The organism is Stappia sp. G46H5W (assembly GCF_058448995.1).
Map to the genome: position 1 here is coordinate 305607 of NZ_JBZFLL010000006.1, position 17380 is coordinate 322986.

Here is a 17380-nt window from a genome sequence, read left to right on the forward strand (position 1 = left end):
CCCAGGGTGCCCCAGGACACGGGCGCTGCCGGCCGCTGCCGGTCGCCCCTTCGGGAAATTCCTGTCCCGGACCCCGTTCCGGACGGGCAAGTGCTGTTTCAAACGAAAAGCGAGCGGACGATACGCATGACCACCGCAACCGATTATTACGTCAAGGATCTCTCCCAGGCCGACTACGGCCGCAAGGAGATCGACATCGCCGAGACCGAGATGCCGGGCCTGATGGCCTGCCGCGAGGAGTTCGGCGAGAAGAAGCCGCTCAAGGGCGCCCGCATCGCCGGCTCGCTGCACATGACCATCCAGACCGCCGTGCTGATCGAGACGCTGGTCGCGCTCGGCGCCGAGGTCCGCTGGGCCTCCTGCAACATCTTCTCGACCCAGGACCATGCCGCTGCCGCCATCGCCGCCGCCGGCATCCCGGTCTTCGCCGAGAAGGGCGAGACGCTGGAAGAGTACTGGGACTATTGCGACCGCATCTTCCTCTTCCCGGAAGGCACGGCGAACATGATCCTCGATGATGGCGGCGACGCCACCATGTACATCCTGCTCGGCGCCCGCGCCGAAGCCGGCGAGGACGTGCTCTCCAACCCGGGTTCGGAGGAGGAGAAGATCCTCTTCGCCCAGATCCGCAAGCGCATGGCCGCCAGCCCCGGCTGGTTCACCAAGCAGCGCGACGCGATCCGCGGCGTCTCCGAGGAGACCACCACGGGCGTCAACCGTCTGTACCAGCTGAAGGCCAAGGGCCTGCTGCCGTTCCCGGCGATCAACGTCAACGACAGCGTCACCAAGTCGAAGTTCGACAACAAGTACGGCTGCAAGGAGAGCCTTGTGGACGGCATCCGTCGCGGCACCGATGTGATGATGGCCGGCAAGACCGCCGTCGTCTGCGGCTATGGTGACGTCGGCAAGGGTTCGGCCGCCAGCCTTCGCGGCGCCGGCGCCCGCGTCAAGGTGACCGAGATCGATCCGATCTGCGCCCTGCAGGCCGCCATGGACGGCTTCGAGGTCGTCACCCTGGAGAAAGCGGCCCCGACCGCCGACATCGTGATCACCACCACCGGCAACAAGGACGTTGTGACCCTCGATCACATGCGTTCGCTGAAGGACATGGCGATCGTCGGCAACATCGGCCACTTCGACAACGAGATCCAGGTCGAGGCGCTGCGCAACTACAAGTGGACCAACATCAAGCCGCAGGTCGACATGATCGAGTTCCCGGACGGGAAGCGCATGATCCTCCTGTCGGAAGGCCGTCTGCTGAACCTCGGCAACGCGACCGGCCACCCGAGCTTCGTGATGTCCGCCAGCTTCACCAACCAGGTGCTGGCGCAGATCGAGCTGTGGACCCGTCCGGACGCCTACGACAAGGACGTCTACGTCCTGCCGAAGCATCTCGACGAGCGCGTCGCCCGCCTGCACCTGGCCAAGCTCGGCGTCGAACTGACGGAGCTGTCGACGGCTCAGGCCGATTATATCGGCGTGAAGACCACCGGCCCGTACAAGCCGGAACACTACCGCTACTGATCGGTCCGGCCGGTCCCCGGCGCATCCGGCAGGCGCAATCCTGCCGGACGCAGGGCAAAATCGGCACCGGAACGAGCTCTGGTCGATCCCTTGACGGGGGCTGTGGATGACACAGCCCCCGTTTACTTTTCGGTAACCGACACTTCTTCGCGATTCGCGTTTGCGTTATGGTCTTTGCGAATCAGGCGGGTCGTAAGGCAGAACTGCTTGAGGCCCGTGTTTTGCGACGGGCCTGATGCGGCAGCCTTATGCGGGCGACCCGATGCGGGTGCCCTGACAGGGCGACAGGGGAAAGAGCGGATGCCGGCGGACGGCTGGGAACATGGGCGCGACCGCGCCGCATGGCGGAGAGTGAGTCGCAAGGCTCGGCTGGGTCTGTCGACCGCGCCGCTGGCCTGGGTCGCCTCCACCGGCCTGTGCCTTGCCAACGATGTCCCCGGGGCCACCCATCCGCTGTTTTCGGGCAGCTTCACCCCTGAAAAGGTCGTCTGGATGGCCGCCGTCGGCGGTGCCGTGACCTTTGCCGTGACCGCTGCCGTCACCCTCATCCGCAACATGCGCGCAAGCTCCGGTACGCTGAACACCGCGACCGAGACCAGCGCCCGGCTCGCCGCGCGGCTCGACCGGCTGGAAAGCCTCGTCGCCTCCGACGACCAGCGCATCGTCATGTGGCAGCCCGGCGAGGACGAGCCCTTCGTTGCCGGCATGCTGGAGGAAAGCTCCGGCGTGCCGCGTTCGCCCGCCCGGCTGCTGGCCTTCGGCAGCTGGCTGGAGGCTCGTGCGGCCGGCGCGCTCGAACAGGCCGTCGACCGGCTGCGCCAGCACGGCGAGGCCTTCCGCATGACGGTGCCGACCCGCACCGGCGGCATGGTCGAGATCTGCGGCCGGGTGACCGCCAGCGCACCGGTGCTGCGCCTGCGCGACCTGACCGGCGAGCGCAAGTCTCAGGCCCTTACCGCCGAGCGCAACAGCGCCATGACCCGCGAGTTGCAGACCCTGCGCGCACTGCTCGACGGCGTGCCCTCTCCGGCCTGGTTGCGCGACGAGGAAGGCGCCCTGGTCTGGGTCAATGCCGCTTATGCGCGGGCGGTGGAAACCGACAGCGGCCAGGCGGCCATCGACGCGCGGGTCGAGTTCCTCGACGCCAAGGGACGCGGCCAGATGGAGCGCGGCCGCGACGAGAAAGGCCATTCGCGCGCCCGCCTGCCGGCGGTGGCGGCCGGCGCCCGGCGCATCTTCGACGTCACCCAGATTGCGGTCGACTCCGGCACCGGCGGCATCGCCATCGATGTCAGCGAGCTGGAAAACGTGCGCCAGGAACTCGGCCGCACCATCGACTTCCACGCCCGTACGCTCGACCAGCTGGCGACCGCCGTGGCGATCTTCGGCGCCGACCGGCGGCTGCAGTTCTACAACGCCGCCTTCCGCTCCCTGTGGGATCTCGACGCGACCTTCCTGGAGAGCAACCCGAGCGACGGGGCCCTGCTCGATGCGCTGCGCGCCGCGCGCAAGCTGCCCGAGCAGGCCGACTATCGCGGCTGGCGCAACAAGCTGCTGGAAACCTACACCTCGCTCGACGCACGCGAATTCTGGTGGCACCTGCCGGACGGGCGCACGCTGCGCGTCATCGCCAACCCGCATCCGCAGGGCGGTGTCACCTATATCTACGAGAACGTCACCGAGCGGCTGGACCTGGAAAGCCGCTACAACTCGCTGATCCGCGTCCAGGGCGAGACGCTGGACAACCTGTCCGAGGCGGTGGCGGTGTTCGGGTCCGACGGGCGGCTGCGCCTGTGGAACCCGGCCTTCGAGAACATCTGGGACCTGTCCGACGACCGGCTCGGCGACAGCCCGCACATCACCCGCATCGTCGACATGGAGATGCTGGAGCCGGAAGAGACGGCGACCTGGCGCCAGCTGGTAACGGCGGTGACCAGCCTTGCCGACAACCGCGAGCCGGTGTCCGGGCGGCTGGACCGGGAGAGCGGCGAGGCGATCGACTACGCCACCGTGCCGCTGCCGGACGGCGGCACGCTGGTGACCTTCGTCAACGTGACGGATTCGGTGAATGTCGAGCGCGCGCTGCTCGACAAGAACGAGGCGCTGGAACAGGCCGACCAGCTCAAGAACGCCTTCATCCAGCACGTCTCCTACGAGCTGCGCTCGCCGCTGACCAACATCATCGGCTTCGCCCAGCTGCTGTCCGACCCGAAATTCGGCCCGCTGACCGCAAAGCAGGGAGAGTATGTCGACTACATCCTCTCCTCGTCCTCGGCGCTGCTGGCGATCATCAACGACATTCTCGACCTTGCCACCATCGATGCCGGCATCATGGAGCTCGACATTTCCTCCGTGGATGTGGCGCGGACCGTGCAGGCGGCGGTGGAGGGGCTGAAGGACCGGCTGGCCGACAGTGGCATCGCGCTGAAGCTGACGGTCGCCGACGATGTCGGCGTGATCCAGGCCGACGAGCGGCGCCTGCGCCAGGTGCTGTTCAACCTGATCTCCAACGCGCTGCGCTTCTCCGATGTCGGCGGCACCATCGACGTCGGCTGCCTGCGCACGATGGATGCCATCGAGTTCCATGTCCGCGACCATGGCTGCGGCATCCCCGAGGACATGCTCGACCAGGTCTTCGCCCGCTTCGTCGGTCGCGATGCCGGCCAGCGCCGCCGCGGCGCCGGGCTCGGCCTGTCCATCGTCAAGAGCTTCGTCGAGCTGCATGGCGGCACGGTCTCGATCGAATCGGAAGAGGGGGTCGGCACATATGTCGTCTGCCGATTTCCCTTCGCACCCGACGCCCTCCAGCACGCCGCCGAGTGACCGGCTCCTGCCATGAGCGATACCAGCCCTGCATCGCCGTCCCGGGATGCGGAGCCGTTTCCCGGCGAGATTTCACTATCCTGTCCTGACGAGGCGGCGACCGTCCGCCTTGCCGAAGACATCGCCATCATGCTCCAGCCCGGCGACTGCCTGTGCCTCGTCGGGGACCTGGGCGCCGGCAAGTCGACCTTCGCCCGGGCCTTGCTGCGCGCGCTGGCCGACGATCCCGCGCTCGAGGTGCCGAGCCCGACCTTCACCCTCGTCCAGTCCTATCCGTTCGAACCGCTGCCGGTCGCCCATTTCGACCTCTACCGGCTGGAGGACGAGGAGGAGCTCGACGAACTCGGCCTCGACGAGATCCTGGAAAGCGGCGCAGCGCTGATCGAATGGCCGGAGCGCGGCGCCTCGCGGCTGCCGGACAACCGGCTCGTCCTGCGCATCGCCGCCGGCGACACGCCGCAGGCGCGCAAGATCGCCCTGCTGCCGCCGGACGAGGCCTGGCGCGCTCGCCTTGAGCGCACGCTGGCGATCCGCCGGCTGATCGAGGGAAGCGCGCTTGCAGGCGCTCTGCGTCGCCGCTTCCAGGGCGATGCCTCGGCACGCCGCTTCGAGACCGTGCGGGCCTCGGGCGCGGACGCGATCCTGATCGATTCCACCCCGCCGCCGCAGCATCAGCCGGTACTGCGCGACGGGCTGACCTACCGCCAGCTGGTGCATCTGGCCGACGGCGTCGATGCGGTCGTCGCGGTCACCGAGGCCTTGCGGGCGCGCGGCATCTGCGCACCGCGCACATACGGCGCCGATATCGCGGGCGGGCTGGTGCTGCAGGAGGATCTGGGGCGCGGCAAGGTGCTGGACGGCGGCCGGCCGGTAGCGGAACGCTATCTCGCTGCGGCCGGTGTGCTGGCGCGGCTGCACGGCGCCCCGCCGCAGGCGGACCTGCCGATCCCGAAAGACTGCGGCGGCGGCAGCTACCGGCTGTCGCGCTTCGACCCGCGGGCGATGCTGGTGGAGGCCGAACTGTTCCTCCACTGGTATCTGCCGCGCATGGGCGGGGAGGTGCCGGACGGACTGGCGGAGACCTTCGCCGGGTGCTGGCAGCCGCTGTTCGAGCGCGCCGCAAAGGACCGCAACTGGGTGCTGCGCGACTACCATTCGCCGAACCTGATCTGGCGCGAGGGCGAGAGCGGCGAGGATCGCATCGCCGTGGTCGACACCCAGGACGCGATGATCGGCCCGGCCGCCTATGACGTCGCCTCGCTGGCGATGGATGCGCGCGTGGATGTGCCGCAGGAACTGGAGCGGCAGGTGCTCGAGCACTACATCGCCCGGCGGCACCAGACCTCGCCCGGCTTCGACGAGGCGGCGTTCCGCCGCGACTACGCGATCATGGGCGCGCAGCGGGCGACCAAGATCCTCGGCATCTTTACCCGGCTCGCGGTGCGGGACGAAAAGCCCGGCTACCTTGTGCATCTGCCGCGCGTGCGCGAGTATCTGGCCCGCTGCCTGCGCCATCCGGAGCTGGCCGAACTGGCCGGCTGGTTCGACGGCCGCCTCGGCGAGACCGGATAGACGGCGCAGGCCCCAAACACCGGCCAAACCAACGGAAAAGAGGCGGACTTGCAGGCAGGACCAGACACGGAAAACGAGGCAGGGGCAAAGGGACCGAAGACGGCCATCGTGCTGTCGGCCGGGATGGGCAAGCGCATGCGCCCGATCACCGCGACGACGCCCAAGCCGCTGGTCCCCGTCGCCGGGCGGACGCTGCTCGACCGGGCCTTCGACAAGCTGGTGGTCGCCGGTGTCGAGACCGTCGTCGTCAACGTGCATTACCTCGCCGATCTGGTGGAGGCGCATGCGCTGCGCTGGCCGGCGCCGCCCAGGGTGCTGATTTCCGACGAGCGCGCCGAGCTGCTGGAAACCGGCGGCGGTGTCGTCAAGGCGCTGCCGCTGCTGGGCGAGGAGCCCTTCTACCTGCTCAATTCCGACAGCACCTGGATCGAGGGCGTGCGGCCCAATCTGGAACATCTGGCGAACAGCTTCGATCCGCAGAAGATGGACGGCCTGCTGCTCCTGTCCGGTCTCGTGTCCGCCGTCGGCTATGACGGCAAGGGCGACTTCGTGATGGATGCGGACGGACGCCTTGCCCGCCGGGCTGAGCGCGAAGTCTCGCCCTTCGCCTATGTCGGCGGGGCGATCCTGCATCCGCGGCTGTTCGACGGCGCGCCCGAAGGGGCCTTCTCGCTCAACCGCCTGTTCGACGCGGCAATCGAGCGCGGCACCCTGTTCGGGGTGCTGATGGAAGGCATCTGGCTGCATGTCGGTACGCCGGAGGCGATCGGTGCCGCCGAGCGGGCCATCCGCGACAGCGCCGCCTGACCGCGTGCGGTCCGACGGCAAAAGGGGAGGCGGAGACCGATGACGGGCGAGGCCAGGACGGGCGAGGCCAAGACGAGCCAGGCAAGCCCGCGTGTCTTTACGATTCCGCCCTCGGCCCCTTTTCTGAGGACGCTGGTCGATGCCCTGTTCGACGGGCGGCTGGTGCCTGGGCTCGACCCGCGCGCCGATCCGCTGGCGCTGGCCGATCTCACCCTCTACCTGCCGACCCGCCGCGCCGCCCGCTCCATCGCGCCGCTGATCCGCGAGAAGCTGGGCGGGGCGCCCGTGCTGTTGCCCTCGATCCGTCCGCTCGGCGACGTCGAGGAAGACCTGCAGCTGCTGCAGGTCGAGGCCTGGGCCGACGGGCTGCCGCCGGCCCTGCCGGAGATGGAGCGGCGCTTTGCCATGACGCGGCTGGTGCAGGCCTGGGAGGGCGCGCTGCGCCGCGAGGTGCTGGGCCTGCCGGCCGGCGCGGTGCTGCGCTCGCCGGCCTCCGCCGCCGATGCCGCGTGGCTGGCCGGCGACCTGCTGGCCCTGATGGACGAGATGGCGACGGAGGAGATCCCGTGGACGGGCCTTGCCGGTCTCGTGCCGGAGGACCACGCCCGCTACTGGCAGATCACGCTGGATTTCCTGAAGATCGCCATGGAGCACTGGCCGGCCTATCTGGCAAGCCGCGAGGCCAGCGACCCGAAGGCCCGGCGCTCGGCACTGCTGCGGCGCGAGGCGGAGCGGCTGCGCAAGAGCCCGCCGCGCGGTCCGGTGATCGCGGCCGGCGCCACCGGCTCCATTCCCGCCATTGCCGAATTGCTGGCCGTCATCGCCGGCCTGGAGCGCGGCGCGGTGGTGCTGCCCGGCTTCGATGCGGGAATGGACGAGCGCAGCTGGCAGGCGATCCTTGGCGGCGAAGGCGTTTCGGGGAGCCCCAGCCATCCGCAATACGGCATGGCGCGGCTCGCCGGCGCGCTGAAGATCGCCCGCGACGAGGTGGTGCCGCTGGCGGTGGGCGCGAGCGAGACCCTGCGGCTGCGCGACAGGCTGGTCGCGGAGGCCCTGCGCCCGGCCGAGACGACGGATGTGTGGCCGCAGGTCGTCGCGGACGTTCCGCCGGAGGCGCGCGCCCGTGCCTTTGCCGATGTCGCGATGATGGTCGCGCGCAACGAGGCGGAGGAGGCGCTCGCTGTTGCCACCGCCCTGCGCTCGGCCATCGAGGAGGGCAAGACGGCGGCGCTGGTGACGCCGGACAGGACGCTGGCCCGCCGGGTTGCCATCGAGCTGTCGCGCTGGGGGCTGCAGTCTGACGACAGCGCCGGCCGCCCGCTCGACCAGACCGCGCCCGGCGTTCTGGCCCGCCTTGCCGCGCGGCTGGCGCTGGACGGGCTGGAGCCGGTGGCCCTGCTGGCGCTGCTGAAACACCCGCTGACGCGGCTTGGTTTGCCGTCTAACAAGGTGCGCGCCGCCGCCCGCGCACTGGAGCGCGCCGTGCTGCGCGGACCGCGCGCAAGAGCCGGGACGCAGGGTCTTCGCGAAGCGGTTGCCGCTGCACGGCATCTGGCGACCCAGAGCGAGACCCCGCCGCGCCTGCCGCGCTGGCAAAAGCTGCATGAGGACGACTGGGACGACGTCGCCGACCTCGTCGACAGGCTGGCCGAGGCGCTGGCGCCGCTGGAGCGCCATGCGGAGACCCGCGAGCCGGTGGATGTGGTGCAGCTGGTCGCCGATCATGAGGCGGTGCTGCTGAACCTCGCCCGCGACGAGGACGGCAGCTCCGACGAGCTCTATGCCGGCGAGGCCGGCGAGGGGCTTGCCGCCGCCTTTGCCGAGATGATCGCCGCAGGTCCCTCTGGCCTGCAGGCGCCGCCCGCCGACTGGCCGGACATGTTCATCGCCCTCGTCTCCGGCCTCAATGTCCGCCGCCGCCTGCCGGGCGATCCGCGCATCGCGATCTTCGGCCCGATGGAAGCCCGGCTGCAGGATTTCGACATCCTGGTGCTGGGCGCGCTGAACGAGGGCAACTGGCCGCAGGCGACGCGCAACGACCCCTGGCTCAACCGGCCGATGAAGGGCGGGCTCGGTCTCGACCCGCCGGAGCGTCGCATCGGCGCGGCCGCCCACGATTTCTCGCAGGCGCTGGGCGCCGGCCGAGTGATCCTGTCGCGGGCCGAGCGCTCGGGCGGCGCGCCGGCCGTCGCCTCGCGCTGGCTGCTGCGGCTGACGACGCTGCTGGGCGAGGGTGTCACCGCCGCGATGCAGGCGCGGGGGCAGGCCCTGCTGGCGCTGGCCGCCCATCTCGACCGGGTCGAGACGGGGGCGGCGCCCGTTGCAAGGCCGGAACCGGCGCCGCCCGTTGCCGCCCGCCCGCGCCGGATTTCGGTAACCGAGGTGGAGCTGCTGATCCGCGACCCTTATGCGCTCTATGCCCGCAAGGTGCTGGTGCTGGACCCGGTCGAGCCGATCGGCGGCGATCCGGGCGCAGCGGAAAAGGGCACGCTGATCCACGATTGCCTGGCCGAGTTCCTGGACAGCTGGAGCGGCCCGTTCGATGAGGCGGCGCTGGCGCATCTCATCGCCATCGGCCGGGCGCAGTTCGCCCCGCTCGATGCCTTCCCGGCGATCCGGGCCGTGTGGTGGCTGCGCTTCGAGCGGATCGCCGCTGCCTTCATTCGTCACGAGGCGGCGCGCGCCCATCTGATCGCCGGCCGCCATCTGGAGATTTCCGGGGCGCTGGAACTTGATCTTTCCCCCGGCGGGCGCGTCACCCTGTCGGCCCGCGCCGACCGCGTCGACGCGATGGCCGACGGGAGTCTTGCGGTGATCGACTACAAGACCGGGCAGGCGCCGAGCGACAAGGAAGTCGCCGCGCTGCTGGCGCCGCAATTGCCGCTGGAAGTGGCGATGATCGGCCGCGGCGCCTTCGGCGAGGTGGACCGGGCGGCGCCCGTCGCAACGCTCGCCTATATGCGCCTGACCGGCGGGCGCACGCCGCTGGAGTGGCAGGACAGGACGCCGAAGAACACCAGCGTCGACGAGCTGGCCGACGAGGCGCTGGGCCGGACGGTGAAACTCTTTGCCGGCTATGAAAACCCGCAAAAGGGCTATCTGTCGCGCTCAAGAGTGCGCAAGGAAGCGGAGATGTCCGGCCCGTACGACCATCTGGCGCGGGTGCGCGAATGGGCGCTGAGCGGAGGGGAGGAGGAATGACCACCTTCGAGATCCCCGAGGCGACGCGGCAGAGGCAGGCGCTGGCCGCCGACCCGCGCCGCTCGGCCTGGGTGAGCGCCAATGCCGGCTCGGGCAAGACCTTCGTGCTGGCGCGGCGGGTGATCCGCCTGCTGCTGGCCGGCACCGCGCCCTCGCGCATCCTCTGCCTGACCTTCACCAAGGCCGCGGCCTCGGAAATGGCGACCCGCGTCTTCGAGACACTGGGCTCGTGGATCGCGCTGACCGACGAGGCGCTGGCGAGGGAACTGGAAGTCATCGAGGGACGGCGGCCGGACGCACGCGGACTGGCGCGGGCGCGTCATCTCTTCGCCGTGGCGCTGGAAACGCCGGGCGGGCTGAAGATCCAGACGATCCACGCCTTTTGCGAGGCGATCCTGCACCAGTTTCCGCTGGAGGCGAATGTCGCCGGCCATTTCCAGGTGCTGGACGACCGGCAGGCAGCGGACCTGCTTGCCGGCGCGCGCGCGCGCGTTCTCTCGCTGGCCGAGCGCGAGCCGGACAGCCCGCTGGGCCGGGCGCTGGTGCATCTGGTCTCCGAGCTGCCCGACAAGACGGTGGAGGCGGCGCTTGCCGACCTGATCGCCCGCCGCGACACGCTGCGCCGCTGGCTGCAGGATGCCGGGTCGATGGATGCGGCGCTGGCGCAGCTGACCCGTGCCTTCGGGCTTTCGCAAGGCGAAACGCTGGCGCGCCTCGATGCGGCCCTGCGCGAGGAGGTCTCGATCTCGCCGCAGGAGGCGCTGGCATATGCCGAGGCGCTGGCGAGCGGCGGATCGCGCGACAACGAGCGGGCCGAACGTCTGCGCTTGGCGGCCCGGCTCGCCGGCAACAGACCGGACGAGTGGTGGGAGGTCTGGCACCGGGTCTTCCTCAACAAGGACCTGGCGCCGACCAAGGCGCTGGCCACCAAGAAGGTGGAAGAGAACTTCCCGCAGGTGGTCGAGCGGCTTTACGGCGAGCAGGAGCGCCTCCTGGCGCTGCTCGAGCGGCGGCGGATCGCCTATGCGCTGGCCGGCACGGAGGCCGCGCTGCGTCTCGCCGATGCGATGCTCGACATCTACGAGCGCGAGAAGACCCGGCGCGGGCTGATGGACTTCGAGGACCTGATCGTGCGCACGGCCAACCTGCTGTCGCGCGACGAGGCGGCCTTGTGGGTGCACTACAAGCTCGACCAGGGTCTCGACCATATCCTGGTCGACGAGGCGCAGGACACCAGCCCGCATCAGTGGCGGGTGGTGCAGGCGCTGGCCGAGGAATTCTTCGTCGGCACCTCCGCGAACGAGCGCGTGCGCACGCTCTTTGCCGTCGGCGACGAGAAACAGTCGATCTATTCGTTCCAGGGCGCGGTGCCGGCCTATTTTGCCGACATGCGCCGCTATTTCGAGCGGCGCGCCAACGAGGCTGCGGTGGACTTCTCGCGGGTCGAGCTGACGCTGTCCTTCCGCTCGCGGCCCGATGTGCTCTCGGCCGTCGACACGGTTTTCGCGGCGCCCGACATGCATGCCGGCCTGTCGCAGGAGGCAGGCGCGCCGATCCACGAAGCGGTGCGGCGCAACGACCCGGGCATGGTGGAGATCTGGCCGCCGGAGGAGCCGGTGGAGCAGGAGGTGCCGGACGACTGGACCGCTCCGGTCGACCGCATCGGTGCCGATAGCCCGATGCTGCGGCTGGCCGACCGGCTGGCGCGCTCGGTGCGGAGCTGGTGGAAGAGCGGCGAGGCGGCGCCCGGCGACGTCCTGGTGCTGGTGCGCAAGCGCGGACCCTTCGTCGATGCGCTGACACGGGCCTTGAAGCGCGAAGGCGTGCCGGTGGCCGGCAGCGACCGGCTGGTGCTGAACGAGCATATCGCGGTGGAGGACCTCTTGGCGCTGGGCCGCTTCCTGCTGCTGCCCGAGGACGACCTGTCGCTTGCCTGCCTGCTGAAGAGCCCGCTGATCGGCCTCGACGACGACGCGCTGTTCCGCCTCGCCCGGCCGGACGGGGCGAACCTTCGCTCCGGCACGCTGTGGCAGTCGCTGCGCCGGCAGGCGGACGGCGATCCGGCATTCGAGCGGGCACGCGAGCGGATCGAGACCTGGCGCGCGCGCGCCGACTTCATGCCGCCCTTTGAGTTCTTCTCCCGCCTTCTGGGCGCCGACGGGGGCCGCCGGGCCTTCCGCGCGCGCCTCGGCTCGGAAGTCGACGACGTGCTGGACGAGTTCCTGGCGGTGACGCTGGCGTTCGAGCAGACCGGCGTGCCGGGGCTGGAGGGCTTCCTCGCCTGGTTCGCGGCGGCGCCCACGGAAGTGAAGCGCGAGCTCAACGCCGCACGCGGCGTGGTGCGGATCATGACCGTGCACGGGGCCAAGGGGTTGGAGGCACCGCTTGTCGTGCTGGTCGACGGGGGCGCGGCGCCGGTCAGCGCCCATCACGATCCGGTGTTCATCGAGCGGGCGATGCCGGGCAATCTCGGCGAGGTCACGGGCCTTGTCTGGAACCCGGTCAAGGCCGAGCGCAGCCCCTGGCACGGCGAGCGGCTGGACGCCCTGCGTCAGGCGGCGGCCGACGAATATCGCCGGCTGCTCTATGTGGCGATGACGCGGGCCCGCGACCGGCTGATCGTCTGCGGCTGGATGCCCGCACGCGGCCAGTCGGACGAGTGCTGGCACGCGCTGGTGGCAAGGGCGCTGGAGCCGGATGCCCGCGACGGCGAAGCGGGAGACGGCGGGCCCTGCCGCATCTGGCAGCGTCCCGGCACGGCGGCGCCCGCGCCGCGCCTTGCCCGGGCCGAGGAAGAGGCCGGCGAGGACGCCGGCGCGCCCGCGCCTGCCTGGCTGTTCGCGCCGGTGGTAACACCCGAGCGCCCGCGCCGCCTGCGCCCGTCCGAGGCCTTCGACGAGATGGAGGCGAAGGAGGGAACCGAACCGGTGCCGGCGACCGACCGTCTGGCAGAAGCGCGGGCCGCTCCCGACTTTGCGCTGGAGCGCGGCCGCCACCTGCACCGGCTGCTGCAGCTGCTGCCCGAACTGCCGCCGGCCGAGCGCCGCGCCGCCGGCGTGCGCTATCTCGCCCATGCCCTGACCCCGGTCTTCGCGACGAGGGCGGAGCAGCTCTTGAGCGAAGCGCTCGGCGTGCTGGACCATCCCGGCTTTGCCGCCGTCTTCTCTGCGGATGCGCGCGCCGAGGTGCCGCTGGCCGGAACGCTACGCCTTGCCGACGGCTCGGCCTACGAGGTGTCGGGCCAGATCGACCGGCTGCGCGTCGACGAGGACGCGGTGTGGATCCTCGACTTCAAGACCGACCGCCGGGTGCCGGAGGGGCCGCAGGAGATCGGCGAAGCCTATGTGGTGCAGCTTGCGGTCTATCGCCGGCTGCTTGCCGACATCTGGCCGGGCCGCGCGGTGCGGGCCGCGCTGGTCTATACGGCCGGGCCGAAGCTGGTCGAGCTGCCGGGCGAGGCGATGGATGCGGCGGTCGCCGCGCTCGCGCCCGCGTGAAGGAGACCCGGTGAGGGGAGATGCGGATGATCGCTTGCTTGACGCGGGCGGGTCGCCTTCCTACGTTCGGGGCAACGAAAGGATGCGTCGCATCCGCGAGCTTTTGGAAAGGGCATGAGATGGCCACTTCAGTCGTGACCGATGAGAGCTTCGAAACCGACGTCCTGAAGGCGTCCGGTACCGTCGTGGTGGATTTCTGGGCCGAGTGGTGCGGTCCGTGCAAGATGATCGCCCCGGCGCTGGAAGAAATCTCGGAAGAGATGAACGGGCAGGTGAAGATCGCCAAGCTCAACATCGACGAGAACCAGAACATGGCGATGAAGTACGGGGTGCGTTCCATCCCCACGCTCATCCTGTTCAAGGACGGCCAGCCGGTCGCCACGCAGATCGGCGCCGCCCCGAAGAACAAGCTGGCCGCCTGGATCCAGACCGCGATCTGACGCTGTCCGGTCCTGACGGACCCTGAACCGAATCACGCCGGTCCGGCTTGCCTTTCGAGGCTTGCCGGATCGGTGCGTCTTGCGTGCGATGCCGACCGGCCGAAGGGCGGGCCGGCAGACCAGCGCATCGGCGAGAAACCGGATCTCCCCTTGCTGCTGCAATCCGTGGCCGGGAGAGAGGCGGACCCGCCGGTCGGACCAGACCTTTTCTGAAGACGCCGAGCATTGCCGGGAAGACCATGAACGACAGCAACGACAAGACCAATATGAACCCCGAGGATGTCGCGACCGGATACGAGGCCGACGGCGGCGGCGAGGCACAGGCTGCCATCGACCCGACCGAGGCGCTCTTGGCGGAAAACGCCGAGCTGAAGGATCGCATGCTCCGCACCATGGCGGAGATGGAGAACCTGCGCCGGCGTACCGAGAAGGAAATCCGCGACAGCAAGCAGTATGCCGCCTCGAGCTTCGCCCGCGACATGCTGGGCGTCGGCGACAACCTGCGCCGTGCGCTGGAGGCGATCTCCGCCGAGGCCCGCGACGCGGCCAACGAGAGCATGCGCGCCCTGATCGAGGGCGTCGAGATGACCGAGCGCGAGATGCTCAACCAGCTCGAGAAGCACGGCGTGCGCCGCATCGATCCGGCCGGCGAGCGGTTCGACCCCAATTTCCATCAGGCGATGTTCGAGGTGCCGAACACCGAGGTGCCGAACAACACCGTCGTGCAGGTGATGCAGGCCGGCTACGTGATCGGCGACCGCGTGTTGCGCCCGGCCCTGGTCGGCGTGTCGAAGGGCGGGCCGAAGGAGCGCAAGCCCGAGGGCGAGGCCCCGGTGGGCGAGCCCGGCTCCACGGTCGACCGCACCGCCTGAGGATGTCTTTCCGGGCCTTTGACACGGCCCGGCCAGGTGCTTTCAAGAACCCGACGCTTTGACGAGAAAGGCGCGCCCGATGGCGCGCCTTTTTTGTTTTCTGCCTCGGATAGCCGGCGTCAGCCGAACCGGCTGAAGACCAGCGCGGCGTTCACCCCGCCGAAGCCGAAGGCGTTGGACAGGACATGGTCGACCGGTGCCGAGCGGGCGCCTTCAGCGATCAGGTCGAAGCCTTCGGCCTCCGCCATCGGGCGGGCGATGTTCAGGCTGGGCGGCAGGGTCCTGTCGCGGATGGCGAGGATCGAGAACACGGCCTCGATGGCTCCGGCGGCCCCCAGCATGTGACCGGTTGCCGACTTGGTGGAGCTGATCGGCACGCGGCCGCGGGCAGCGCCGAGAACCCGTTCCAGAGCAGCCAGCTCCGCCGCATCGCCGACAGGCGTCGAAGTGGCATGTGCGTTCACATAGCCGATGTCCGCGGCCTCGATCCCGGCCATCGCGATGGCGATCTCCATCGCGCGCGCCGCCTCGCGGCCGTCCGGCCAGCCGGCGGTGACGTGGTGGGCGTCCGTGGTGGTGCCGTAGCCGGACAGGACGGCCAGGGGGCGGGCGCCCCGGCGCTCGGCATGGTCCAGCCGCTCGATGACCAGCATCGCCGCGCCTTCCGACAGGACGAAGCCGTCGTGGTCCGCGTCGAACGGGCGCGAGGCGCGCTGCGGATCGTCGTTGTAGCCGAAGGAAAGCGCCTTGGCCGCCGTGAAGCCGCCGATGGCGACCGGATCGACGCAGCCTTCCGCGCCGCCGCACAGGGCGATATCGGCCTCGCCCGAGCGGATCAGCCGCATGGCATCGCCGATGGCCTGGGCCGAGGCGGCGCAGGCCGTGGTGGGCGAGCCGGCCGGCCCGTTGAAGCCGAAGCGGATCGACACCTGGCCCGCCGCGAGATTGGGAAGGAACGAGGGAACGACGAAGGGGGAGAGCCGGCGAGGTCCTTCCGTGCGCACCAGTTCGCTCGCCGCGGTGATCGCCGGAACGCCGCCGACGCCGGTGCCGATCTGTGTCGCGGTGCGCGCCCGCTGTCCGGGATCTTCCGGGTGCCAGCCGGCATGGTCCAGCGCCTCGACGGCCGCGGCCATGGCATACTGGATGAACAGGTCGTTCCGCCGCCGGTCGCGGGCATCCATGCAGCGCTCGGGGTCGAAGCCGTCCGCATCCTCTGCGATGGAGGGAACCAGCCCGGCGATGCCGCATTTCCATCCGCTCGTGTCGAAGCGGGTGTTGGCAACGATGCCGCTTTGCCCTGCGGTCAGCCGGCGCCAGTTCGCCTCGATGCCGGCGCCCAGCGGGGACACGGCTCCTAAACCTGTGACGACGATCGGTACCGACATGCAAGCCTCCTGTTTCGAGTTAGTGATGTGCATATACACATAATGAGGCAAGCACAAGGGACCGATCCGGCCCTCACGGTGCCGCCAGCCGCCGGGCGACGCTGAGATAGATCGCAGCCTCCTCTTCGGTGATGTCCTTCATCACCGACGCATAAGCGTCCGGCCAGGCCTCCAGAAGCGGGTCGAGAACGGCATTACCCTCCGGCGTCAGCTCGCAGACGCGCTGGTTTCTGGGCAGGCCGGGAACGCGCCGGACCAGACCCTTCTTGTCCAGCAGGTCGAGATTGCGCGTGAGGCTGGTGCGGTCGAGGGCGATGCGCTCGGCCAGCGCCATGACCGGCTGCCCGGGAAGATAGCGGATCGCCGACAGGAGGAAGAACTGCTGGACGGTGACGCCGTAGGGCTTGAGCCTTGCGTCCCAGCGCTTCAGCAGCGCCCGGGAGGTCGCCACGGTATTCATGATCAGGCAATCGGCAAGGGCTTTGGGCAGGGTCATGCCGCCATTGGAAAGCTGCGCCTTGCGAAGTCAAGACCTCGGCGCGTGCCGCAACACGGGGACAGCGGGCGGGCACCCCACTTCGGCCGTTGCGGATGCGCCGGGTTACGGCCTAGCATCGCCGCATGGCGACCATGCTCCAGATCCTCGATTTTCTCGGTGTTGCCGTCTTCGCGGTGACGGGGGCCATCGTCGCCTCGCGCCTGCGGCTCGACTGTCTCGCCTTCGTGTTCTTCGCCGTGTTCACCGGCGTCGGCGGCGGCACGCTGCGCGACCTGCTGCTCGATGCGCCGGTCTTCTGGGTCGAGAACGAGATCTATCTCGTGGTCTGCATCTCCATCGGCGCACTGATGTGGTTCGCAACGCCGCTGGTGGAGCGGATGAGCAAGCCGCTGCGCTGGGCCGATGCGATGGGCCTTGCCGCCTATTCGGTGATGGGCGCGGCGAAGACGCTGGCCCTCGGCCATCCGCCGACGGTGGCGGTGCTGATGGGCGTGGCGACCGCCACCTTCGGCGGCATCATCCGCGACACGATCGCCGACCAGCCCTCCGCGCTGGTCAACCCGGAGCTCTATCTGACGCCGGCCTTTGTCGGCGCGGGCGTCTATGTCGGCCTGTTCACCTTCGGCATCGAGGCCTGGCCGGCGGCGATTGCCGGGGTTGCGGCGGCCCTGGTGCTGCGCGGCGGGGCGATCATCTGGGGTTGGAACCTGCCGGCCTACACGCCCCCCTCAGACACGCCTTCCGACAAGCCCTGACG

Annotated in this window: 11 protein-coding genes; 9 read left to right on the plus strand and 2 right to left on the minus strand. The window is 69.8% G+C overall.

The genetic code is table 11. From position 1 onward, the window contains the following. The first annotated feature begins 126 nt into the window (after positions 1 to 126). From ahcY to grpE, 8 genes are all read left to right on the plus strand, one after another. Complete coding sequence (gene ahcY / locus ACVJ6E_RS19695; protein ID WP_120270494.1) at positions 127 to 1524, plus strand: adenosylhomocysteinase; 1398 nt, start codon at positions 127 to 129, stop codon at positions 1522 to 1524. A gap of 351 nt (positions 1525 to 1875) precedes the next feature. Next, a complete protein-coding gene (locus tag ACVJ6E_RS19700) occupies positions 1876 to 4347 on the plus strand; it encodes a sensor histidine kinase (RefSeq protein ID WP_208996866.1) in 2472 nt (823 codons plus the stop codon). A 12-nt stretch (positions 4348 to 4359) separates the two neighbouring features. After that, positions 4360 to 5919 carry a tRNA (adenosine(37)-N6)-threonylcarbamoyltransferase complex ATPase subunit type 1 TsaE gene (gene tsaE, locus ACVJ6E_RS19705; RefSeq protein ID WP_120270492.1) on the plus strand — a complete coding sequence of 520 codons (1560 nt, stop codon included), beginning with the start codon at positions 4360 to 4362 and terminating at the stop codon, positions 5917 to 5919. A 48-nt stretch (positions 5920 to 5967) separates the two neighbouring features. Continuing rightward, positions 5968 to 6726 carry a nucleotidyltransferase family protein gene (locus ACVJ6E_RS19710; protein WP_491676515.1) on the plus strand — a complete coding sequence of 253 codons (759 nt, stop codon included), beginning with the start codon at positions 5968 to 5970 and terminating at the stop codon, positions 6724 to 6726. Positions 6727 to 6765: 39 nt separating this feature from the next. Further along, positions 6766 to 9927 carry a double-strand break repair protein AddB gene (addB, locus tag ACVJ6E_RS19715; protein WP_120270491.1) on the plus strand — a complete coding sequence of 1054 codons (3162 nt, stop codon included), beginning with the start codon at positions 6766 to 6768 and terminating at the stop codon, positions 9925 to 9927. Then, entirely contained in the window at positions 9924 to 13424 is a 3501-nt protein-coding gene (gene addA / locus ACVJ6E_RS19720; RefSeq protein WP_120270490.1) for a double-strand break repair helicase AddA, read from the plus strand. Before addB ends, addA begins: the two co-directional genes overlap by 4 nt. Positions 13425 to 13543: 119 nt before the next feature. Beyond that, positions 13544 to 13864 (plus strand): thioredoxin, encoded by a 321-nt coding sequence (trxA, locus tag ACVJ6E_RS19725; RefSeq protein ID WP_120270489.1) that lies wholly within the window; start codon positions 13544 to 13546, stop codon positions 13862 to 13864. A 239-nt stretch (positions 13865 to 14103) separates the two neighbouring features. Then, positions 14104 to 14736: a nucleotide exchange factor GrpE gene (gene grpE / locus ACVJ6E_RS19730; protein ID WP_120270488.1), complete on the plus strand. Its 633-nt coding sequence runs from the start codon at positions 14104 to 14106 to the stop codon at positions 14734 to 14736. 119 nt (positions 14737 to 14855) lie between these two features. Here grpE and fabF read toward each other — a convergent pair whose 3' ends face one another. Both fabF and ACVJ6E_RS19740 read right to left on the minus strand, forming a co-directional pair. Further along, positions 14856 to 16124: a beta-ketoacyl-ACP synthase II gene (gene fabF, locus ACVJ6E_RS19735; RefSeq protein ID WP_120270487.1), complete on the minus strand. Its 1269-nt coding sequence runs from the start codon at positions 16122 to 16124 to the stop codon at positions 14856 to 14858. 73 nt (positions 16125 to 16197) lie between these two features. Next, positions 16198 to 16620, minus strand: coding sequence for a MarR family winged helix-turn-helix transcriptional regulator (locus tag ACVJ6E_RS19740; protein WP_120270486.1), 423 nt, complete (start codon positions 16618 to 16620; stop codon positions 16198 to 16200). Positions 16621 to 16745: 125 nt separating this feature from the next. Here ACVJ6E_RS19740 and ACVJ6E_RS19745 point away from each other — a divergent pair, with 125 nt between their 5' ends. Further along, on the plus strand, positions 16746 to 17378 hold the full coding sequence (locus ACVJ6E_RS19745; RefSeq protein ID WP_120270485.1) for a trimeric intracellular cation channel family protein: 633 nt from the start codon (positions 16746 to 16748) through the stop codon (positions 17376 to 17378). Positions 17379 to 17380 lie beyond the last annotated feature (2 nt).